This window comes from bacterium (genome assembly GCA_035559435.1).
In the GTDB taxonomy this organism is placed as follows: domain Bacteria; phylum Zixibacteria; class MSB-5A5; order WJJR01; family WJJR01; genus JACQFV01.
This window is the reverse complement of sequence record DATMBC010000084.1, coordinates 1-7852: the sequence shown is the minus strand read 5'-3', so window position 1 is coordinate 7852 and position 7852 is coordinate 1. Positions and strand designations below refer to the sequence as shown.

At 66.0% G+C, this 7852-nt stretch carries 9 protein-coding genes; all 9 read left to right on the top strand.

Translation table 11 applies throughout. The features are described from left to right. Positions 1-600 (top strand): YebC/PmpR family DNA-binding transcriptional regulator (locus VNN55_10365; GenBank protein HWO57956.1); only part of this gene is annotated, 600 nt, incomplete at its 5' end. A gap of 112 nt (positions 601-712) precedes the next feature. Continuing rightward, positions 713-1198, top strand: a complete 486-nt coding sequence (ruvC, locus tag VNN55_10360) for a crossover junction endodeoxyribonuclease RuvC (protein HWO57955.1) — start codon at positions 713-715, stop codon at positions 1196-1198. A gap of 3 nt (positions 1199-1201) precedes the next feature. After that, positions 1202-1807: a Holliday junction branch migration protein RuvA gene (gene ruvA / locus VNN55_10355; protein ID HWO57954.1), complete on the top strand. Its 606-nt coding sequence runs from the start codon at positions 1202-1204 to the stop codon at positions 1805-1807. Positions 1808-1818: 11 nt separating this feature from the next. Further along, a complete protein-coding gene (gene ruvB / locus VNN55_10350) occupies positions 1819-2892 on the top strand; it encodes a Holliday junction branch migration DNA helicase RuvB (GenBank protein HWO57953.1) in 1074 nt (357 codons plus the stop codon). Positions 2893-2967: 75 nt separating this feature from the next. Then, on the top strand, positions 2968-4080 hold the full coding sequence (gene queA, locus VNN55_10345; GenBank protein HWO57952.1) for a tRNA preQ1(34) S-adenosylmethionine ribosyltransferase-isomerase QueA: 1113 nt from the start codon (positions 2968-2970) through the stop codon (positions 4078-4080). Positions 4081-4096: 16 nt separating this feature from the next. Further along, complete coding sequence (gene ispD / locus VNN55_10340; protein HWO57951.1) at positions 4097-5314, top strand: 2-C-methyl-D-erythritol 4-phosphate cytidylyltransferase; 1218 nt, start codon at positions 4097-4099, stop codon at positions 5312-5314. Beyond that, on the top strand, positions 5315-5938 hold the full coding sequence (locus VNN55_10335) for a DedA family protein (GenBank protein HWO57950.1): 624 nt from the start codon (positions 5315-5317) through the stop codon (positions 5936-5938). It begins immediately after the preceding gene. Between the two features lie 47 nt (positions 5939-5985). Next, complete coding sequence (locus tag VNN55_10330; protein ID HWO57949.1) at positions 5986-7014, top strand: D-alanine--D-alanine ligase; 1029 nt, start codon at positions 5986-5988, stop codon at positions 7012-7014. Positions 7015-7037: 23 nt separating this feature from the next. Further along, entirely contained in the window at positions 7038-7838 is an 801-nt protein-coding gene (locus VNN55_10325; protein ID HWO57948.1) for an HAD family hydrolase, read from the top strand. The last annotated feature ends 14 nt before the right edge of the window (positions 7839-7852 follow it).

The following is a 7852-nucleotide window of genomic DNA, read 5'->3' as shown; positions in this document are numbered from 1 at the left end:
GCGCTTCTGACCGCCCGCGGCCAGAACCTGCCCGCCGACAATATCAAGAAGGCCATCCAGCGCGGGACCGGCGAACTCCCCGGACAGGCGTATGAGGAGATTCAATACGAGGGCTACGGCCCGGGCGGAGTCGCCATCCTGATGCAGGCGGTCACCGACAACCGGAATCGCACCGTCGGTGAGCTGCGCCACATTCTCTCCAAAAACGGCGGCAACCTCGGCGAAACCGGCAGCGTCGGCTGGATCTTCAGCAAGCAGGGTGTCATCGAAATCGATGCCTCCGCCGCCTCGGAGGACCAGGTGATGGAAATCGCCCTCGAGGCCGGCGCCGATGATGTCAAATCGGAAGACGGCGTGCACACGGTCAACTGCTCGCCGCAGTCGTTCGAAGCGGTCAAGGCCGCCTTTGAAGCGCGCAAGATCCCCATGGCCTCGGCCGAAATCGCCATGGTGCCTTCCACGTCGGTCAAACTCGAGGGCAAGGAAGCCCAGCAGATGATGAAATTGATGGAGGCGCTTGAGGACCACGACGATGTCCAGCATGTCTACGCCAACTTCGACATCGAGGCGTCGGTAATGGAGCAGTTCAGCGCCGCCTGAGTTGGGACCGGTCACGGCTTGACGCCCCCGCTGAACGGCGGGGGCGTTTTTTTATGATGTTGCGGATCGGGTGGGAGGCATACATTCCGCCCTGGGGGGAGAGTCCGCGCCGATGATCGTCATGGGCATCGATCCCGGCCTGGGAACCACCGGCTGGGCCATTGTCTCCGGGGATGCCGAGCATCCCCACTTGGTCGCCTTCGGGGCGATCCACACCCGCGCGGCCGATGACATGGCCGGACGGCTGTTGGCCATCTGCCGGCGGGTGGGCGAGGTCCTCCATGCGCACACGCCCGATGAGGTCGCCATTGAGGATGTCTTTCTGGCGCGCGACACCAAAGCGGCGCTGGCCCTGGGCCAGGCGCGCGGCGCGGCGATGCTGGGCGCGGCGTTAAACAGCATCCCGGTGCGCTCCTACACGGCGCTGCAAGTCAAGCAGTCGGTGACCGGCAACGGCCACGCGTCGAAGGAGCAGGTGGCATTCATGGTCCAGCAACTCTTCCGTCTCGTGCGCGCGCCGGAGCCGGCCGATTGCGCCGATGCCGCCGCCATCGCGCTTTGCCATTTGCATCGCAGCCGCGCCGCCATCGAGGTATAGACGATGATCACCTTTGTCGAGGGGGAACTGGTCGAACGGATGCCGACACGCGCCATCGTGTCGTGCAACGGGGTCGGGTATGAACTGGCGATCCCGCTGTCGACCTTTGACCGTCTGCCCGCCGAAGGCGCCCGCACCCGGGTCCTGACCCGGCTGGTGGTGCGCGAGGATGCCCACCTGCTCTTCGGTTTTGCCAGCGAATCGGAACGCGCCCTCTTCGATCTGCTGCTTGGCGTCTCGCGCGTCGGGCCCAAAGTCGCGCTGGCGGTGCTCTCCGGGCTGACCGTGGCCGAAATCCGCCGCGCCATTGCCTATGAGGACGTCGCGATGCTGGCGCGGGTCTCCGGCGTCGGCAAGAAGACCGCCGAACGGATCGTGGTCGAATTGAAGGACAAAATCGAGAAGGCCGGCGCCGGTGTCGGCGAGACGGTCAAACTCGAAGCCGGCATCGATGGCGTCGCGCACGAGGCGATGGCGGCGCTGGTGGTGCTCGGCTACTCCCGGCAGGAAGCGCAGGATGTGGTGAAGAAGGCGGCCGCCGCCATGGAGAAGACCCCGGTCACCACCGAGGAACTGATCCGACGGGCGCTGGCGCTCTCGCCGGCCTGACGGACAATCCCATGCCATCCGACCGTCCCCAACGCCCCATCTTTCCCAAACGCGCCGAGAAGGAGCCGCTGGGACGTCTCACCACCCCCGCGCCGTTGGCCGATGATCTGGCGGTGGAGGGCTCGGTACGGCCCCGCCGCTTCGAGGATTTCGTCGGGCAGAAGGGACTGCTGGACAACCTGCGCGTCTTTATCTCGGCGGCCAAAAAACGCGGCGAGGCGCTCGATCATGTCCTGCTTTATGGCCTGCCCGGGCTGGGAAAGACCACGCTGGCCAACATCATCGCCAACGAACTGGAAGTGCCGCTCAAATCGACTTCCGGGCCGGCGCTCGAACGCGCCGCCGATCTGGCTGGGTTGCTGACCAATTGCGAGGAACGCTCGGTTCTCTTTGTCGATGAGATCCACCGCCTCAACACCGTCGTCGAGGAGTATCTCTACCCGGCGATGGAGGATTTCACCCTCGACATCGTGATTGACAAGGGCCCGGCGGCGCGCGCGGTCAAATTGCCGCTGAAGAAATTCACCCTCGTCGGCGCCACCACCCGCGCCGGGCTGCTCACCTCGCCTTTGCGCTCGCGCTTCGGCGTGGTCGGGCGTCTCGATTACTACAGCGCCGACGACCTGACTCACATCGTGACCCGCTCCGCCGGGATTCTCGGCGTCGCCATCGGCGAGGATGGCGCGCATGAGATCGCGCGGCGGTCGCGCGGCACGCCGCGCATCGCCAACCGCCTCCTGCGCCGGGTGCGCGACTTCGCCGAAGTGCAGGGCGTGCGCACCATCGACCGCCAGGTCGCCGCCACGTCGCTGACCGCGCTCAATGTCGACGCGGCCGGGCTCGACGAGATGGACCTCAAGATCCTGGAGACATTAATCCATAAGTTTCGCGGCGGCCCGGTCGGCCTCAACACCCTCGCGGTCGCCGTCGCCGAAGAGGCCGAAACCCTCGAGGAAATCTACGAACCCTACCTTATTCAGGAGGGATTCCTCGACCGCACACCGCGCGGGCGCTCCGCCACACCGCGCGCCTTCCAGCATCTGGGCGTCACCCAATCGCCCGCCGACTCCGGACGCCTCCTCTGAGCCGCTTGAAAAGGGCAACAGCGGCCGGGTGAATACGTATCTTGACGCCGTCCGAAAACGCGCGCGGCCCCGGCCATGAAGACCGAACTCCTCGACTATCATCTGCCTGAGCACCTGATCGCGCTCCATCCCAGCCGGGTGCGCCGTCAGTGCCGCCTGCTGGTGCTGGACCGTACAACCGGCGAGGTGGCCCACCATCGCTTCGAGGAGCTGCCGGCGTTGCTTGCGCCGCGCGATCTGCTGGTTGTCAATGACACTGCCGTCATCCCGGCGCGCCTGCTTGGCCGTCGCGTCCCCGGCGGGGGGAAGGCCGAGATCCTGTTGCTGGACAAAAAGGGGGCGCGGACTTGGCGGGCGATGGTCCGTCCCGGCGCGAAGCTGCGTCCGGGCGCCGTCGTCGAATTCCCGCGCGCTGGCGATGCCGTCTATATCGCCGCCATCGCCGAGACGCTTCCCGATGGCACCCGCACCGTGGTCTTCAAGGGCAAAGGCAAATTCGACACGTGGGTGAACGCCGTCGGCGCGATGCCATTGCCGCCCTACATCGACCGTCCCGCCGAACCGCGCGACAAGCGCGATTACCAGACCATCTTTGCCCGCAAGGCCGGCGCGGTCGCCGCGCCCACCGCCGGGCTGCATTTCGACGCGGTTCTGATCGACCGACTCAAGAGGCGGGGAATTGATATGGCGACGCTCACGTTGCATGTCGGCGCCGGGACCTTTCGCCCCATCACCAGCGACTGCGTCGAAGACCACATTCTCGACAGCGAACCTTACCAGATCGGCACGGTGACCCAGAAGCGCGTATGGAAACGCTACATGGGCGAGGGACGGGTGGTCGCAGTGGGCACCACGGTGACCCGCGCGCTGGAGACGCTGGCCGTGATCCGCGAGTGGCCCCGGCGGCCGCTCGCGGCGAGCATGCCGAAGAAACGCATCCACCGCCAGACCTTCGAGGCGTTGGTCGGCCGCACCAATCTCTTCATTCGTCCCGGCTACCAGTACCGCGTGGTCGATGTCCTGATCACCAACTTCCACCTGCCGAAATCGTCGCTGTTGGCGCTGGTGGCCGCCTTCGCCGCGCAGAAGGGCGGGGATGGTCTGGCGATGGTCAAGCGGGCGTATGATATTGCCGTGCGCGAGGAGTACCGGTTTTACTCCTATGGCGATGCCATGCTGATCCTGTAGGCGCAACCGAGGACCTGTGGCCGCAATCAAACCCGTCAGCGAATCCGCCCCGATCGGCGTGATCATCGTCGCCGCCGGCGCCGGACTGCGTTTCGGCGGCGATGTGCCCAAGCAATGGAAGCCGCTGGCCGGACTTTCGCCGGTGGAGCGCTCCTGGCTGTCGTTTGCGCGCGGCTCGCTGGTGAAGTTGGGGCAGTTCCAGACCCCGTCATGGATCGGCGTGGTCGTTGACGAGGCCCACGTCGAAGCCGCCGCGCAGCTCAACGAGGGACGGACCGTCGCGTCCGATGTCATCCTCGGCGGCGCTACCCGTCGCGCCTCGGTGGCCAATGCGCTCAACGTTGTGCCGCCCGAAATCGGGATTGTCGCTGTCCATGACGCGGTCCGTCCCTTCTGGCCGCAGTCGAAGTGGGATGAACTGGTGGCGCATTGCCACAAACAGGATGGCGCCATTCTGGCCGTGCCGGTGTCCGACACGCTCAAACGACCCGAGGATGGCGTGCTGCACACGGTGGACCGCGCCGGACTCTGGCTGGCGCAGACACCGCAGGTGTTTCGCCGCGACATCCTGGTGCGCGCCCATGAACGCGCCGAAAAGGACGCGGTCGAGGCGACCGACGACGCGCTTTTGGTCGAACGCGCCGGCGGCAAGGTGGCGCTGGTGCCGTCGACCACGATGAACATCAAGATCACCACGCCCGAGGACTGGTTTTTGGCTGAACGGATCGCCGGAATGACCGTATCTTCCGCCGCGATGCGTGTCGGCATGGGCTACGATACTCACCGCCTGGGCGGCCCCGGGCCGTTGGTGCTGGGCGGCGTGCGGTTCGCCGACACCGGCGGGCTGATCGGCCATTCCGACGGCGATGTCCTGCTGCATGCGCTCTGCGATGCCCTGCTCGGCGCGGCGGCGCTGGGCGACATCGGCCAACACTTTCCGCCCAACGACGAGCGCTACGCCGGCATCGACTCGCGCCGTCTGGTGGCCGCGACCGTCGGCCTGCTGCGCAAGGCGGGATACCGTCCGGTGCAGGTCGATGCCACCATCCTCGCCGAAGCGCCGAAGATCATGCCGCGCGCCGAGGAGATGCGCGCGCTGATCGCCGCCGATCTCGGCATCGGTCCGGGCATGGTCTCGATTAAAGCCACCACCAACGAGAAGATGGGCTTCATCGGCCGGGGCGAGGGCATTGCGGCGCAGGCGGTGGCGGTCATCGCGCCCGCGGACCGCTGAATGGAACCGGCGCTCCCCGATTGGCTCTCCTACTGGGCGGTCCAGTCACTTTGGTGGACTTTCGGGATTTTCTTCATTGCCGCCCTGACCGAAATGATTTTTCCTCCTTTCCCCGGGGACGCGGTGCTGTTCCTCGGGCTGATCACGCTGCAATCGGCCGAGATCTCGGTCTGGCGCGGCCTGATCGCCGCCACCCTCGGCGGGTTGGCGGGGTTCGCGTTGCTCTACTGGTTCGGACGGATCAAGGGACGGGCGCTGTTTATCCGTCGAAACGCCGGGATGTTTTCGCTGGAGCGATTGCATCGGGTCGAGGCATGGTTCAAACGCTGGGGGGTCTGGGTGATCATCTTCGGACGGTTCCTGGCGGGCGTGCGCTCGGCGGTGCCGATCGTCGCGGGCGTCGGGGACTTTCCGCCGGCCACGACAATGTCCTATGGCGCGCTGTCGATTGCGCTCTGGAATGGACTCCTGGCGGTGGCGGCGATTGTCCTGCACGCCAACTGGGACCGTTTCCGGTCGATCTGGCAGACGTATAACCTGCTGATCTGGACTTTGCTGGGAATTGGAGTCTTGATCTTTGTCTGGCGAATGAATCGGGCCCGTGGCGGCAAAAGGGCCGAATGACCAAAAGGGGACAGGGAATGGATGCGGCAACGATGACGGGTGGCGCTGTGAACGCCGAACTTGCGGCGGTGGCCGGCTTGAAGGTGCTGGTGTTGGCGGGAGGACGGTCGGCCGAGCGCGATGTCTCATTGTCGTCCGGCGCGGCGGTCGCCGCGGCGCTGGCCGGCGCCGGCGCCGATGTCTACGCTCTCGACCCCGGTGTGTCCCCGCGCGTCCTGGCCTGGACGCCGCAGTTGGCGAAAGACCAGATCGGCACCCAGCCGCCCGCGGGACTCACCGGCGCGCGTCCGACCATCGCGCCGTCTGATCTCGTCCTGTCCGAATTAAAAAACATCGATGTGGTCTTCATTGCCCTGCATGGCGGCGACGGCGAAAACGGCCGTCTGCAGGCCCTGCTCGACATGGCCGGCATTCGCTACACCGGCTCGGGCATGCTTGCCTCGGCGTTGGCAATGGATAAAGACGCTTCCAAACGCATCTTCATCGCCGAGGGGATCCCGACCCCGGATTGGCGCACGCTCGACACGCCGGACGATCTCGATTACGACGAAGCGGTCGAAACGCTCGGCAGCCCGCTGATCGTCAAGCCCAACGCGCAGGGTTCGACCGTCGGGCTCACGCTGGTCGAACAGCGCGCCCAGTGGGAGGGGGCGTTGCAGGAGGCCTTCCGCTGGGATGCCCGGGTGCTGGTTGAGGAGTTCATCGATGGCCGCGAGTTGACCGCCGGCGTGCTGGGCAATCAGGCGTTGCCGATTGTCGAGATTCGCCCCAGGCATGGCCTCTACGACTACGAATGCAAGTACACCGACGGGATGTGCGAGTATCTCTGTCCCGCCCCGATCACGCCGGCGCAGACCCGCGCCTGCCAGGAGCAGGGGATGGAGGCCTTTCGCGCGCTGGGGTGCCGCGGGTATGCCCGCGCCGATTTCCGTATGACCGAGGACGGCCGGATGTACTGCCTCGAAGTCAACACCCTGCCCGGGATGACTTCGCATTCGCTGGTGCCCAAGGCGGCGCAGGCGGCGGGCATCGCCTTTCCCGAGCTGGTTGCGCGCATCTGCCGATTGGCCCTGTAGACGATGCATTGCCGCGCCTTGCGATGAAATCTTCCGCGCCCACGCCGCTGGCGCCGCCCGGCGGCGGCCGTTTTGACGCCGTCATCTTCGACATGGGCGGCACGCTGATCGAGTTCGAGAATGTCCCCTGGGATGCGCTCTATCCCTCCTCGGTGCACTCGCTGCACCGCTGGCTGGGGCGTCACCGCAAGCGGGTGCCCGCCTACGACCACCTGCTGGCGCGGTTTGTCGTGTTGCTCGAGCGACGTCGCGCCCGCATCCGCGCCGCGATGCGCGAGTACCACATCACCCCGCTGATCCGCGAACTGGCCGCCGGTTTCGGCATCCATCTGCGCGGCGCGGAACTCTCCGGGGCGATCAATGCCTACTACGCCGCAATCCGTCGCCAGTTGACCGTCTACCCGGAGGCGAAGCCGACCCTCGCCGCGCTGAAGGCGATGGGGTATACCGTCGGCCTGTTGTCCAACACGCCGTTCCGTGTGCACGATCACCGTCAGGAACTGGAGCATTTCGGCCTCTGGTCCCATCTCGATGCGGCGCTCTTTACCTCGACCATCGCCCACCGCAAGCCGCATCCCGAGCCGTTCCGTTTGATTGCCAAACGGCTCGGCGTTTCGCTGAAGCGCTCGCTGTACATCGGCGATCGTCAAGTGGAGGATGTCCTGGGCCCGCAGCAAGTCGGCATGACCGCCTGCCTGATCCGCCGTCCCGGGAAGAAGTACGAGGAAGGGAAGACCCGCTCCTGCGAGATCTGGTCGCTGGCCGAGTTGATCCCTCTGCTGTCGCCCGCTGGCGGCATCAAGTCCCACACACACAATGCGTGAACCGTCGGGGCAGG

Bases quoted from the DNA above. Each gene is read 5' to 3' on its own strand.
- ruvA (HWO57954.1), top strand. From the start codon at position 1,202: ATGATCACCTTTGTCGAGGGGGAACTGGTCGAACGGATGCCGACACGC.
- ruvB (HWO57953.1), top strand. From the start codon at position 1,819: ATGCCATCCGACCGTCCCCAACGCCCCATCTTTCCCAAACGCGCCGAG.
- VNN55_10325 (HWO57948.1), top strand. From the start codon at position 7,038: ATGAAATCTTCCGCGCCCACGCCGCTGGCGCCGCCCGGCGGCGGCCGT.
- VNN55_10335 (HWO57950.1), top strand. From the start codon at position 5,315: ATGGAACCGGCGCTCCCCGATTGGCTCTCCTACTGGGCGGTCCAGTCA.
- queA (HWO57952.1), top strand. From the start codon at position 2,968: ATGAAGACCGAACTCCTCGACTATCATCTGCCTGAGCACCTGATCGCG.
- ruvC (HWO57955.1), top strand. From the start codon at position 713: ATGATCGTCATGGGCATCGATCCCGGCCTGGGAACCACCGGCTGGGCC.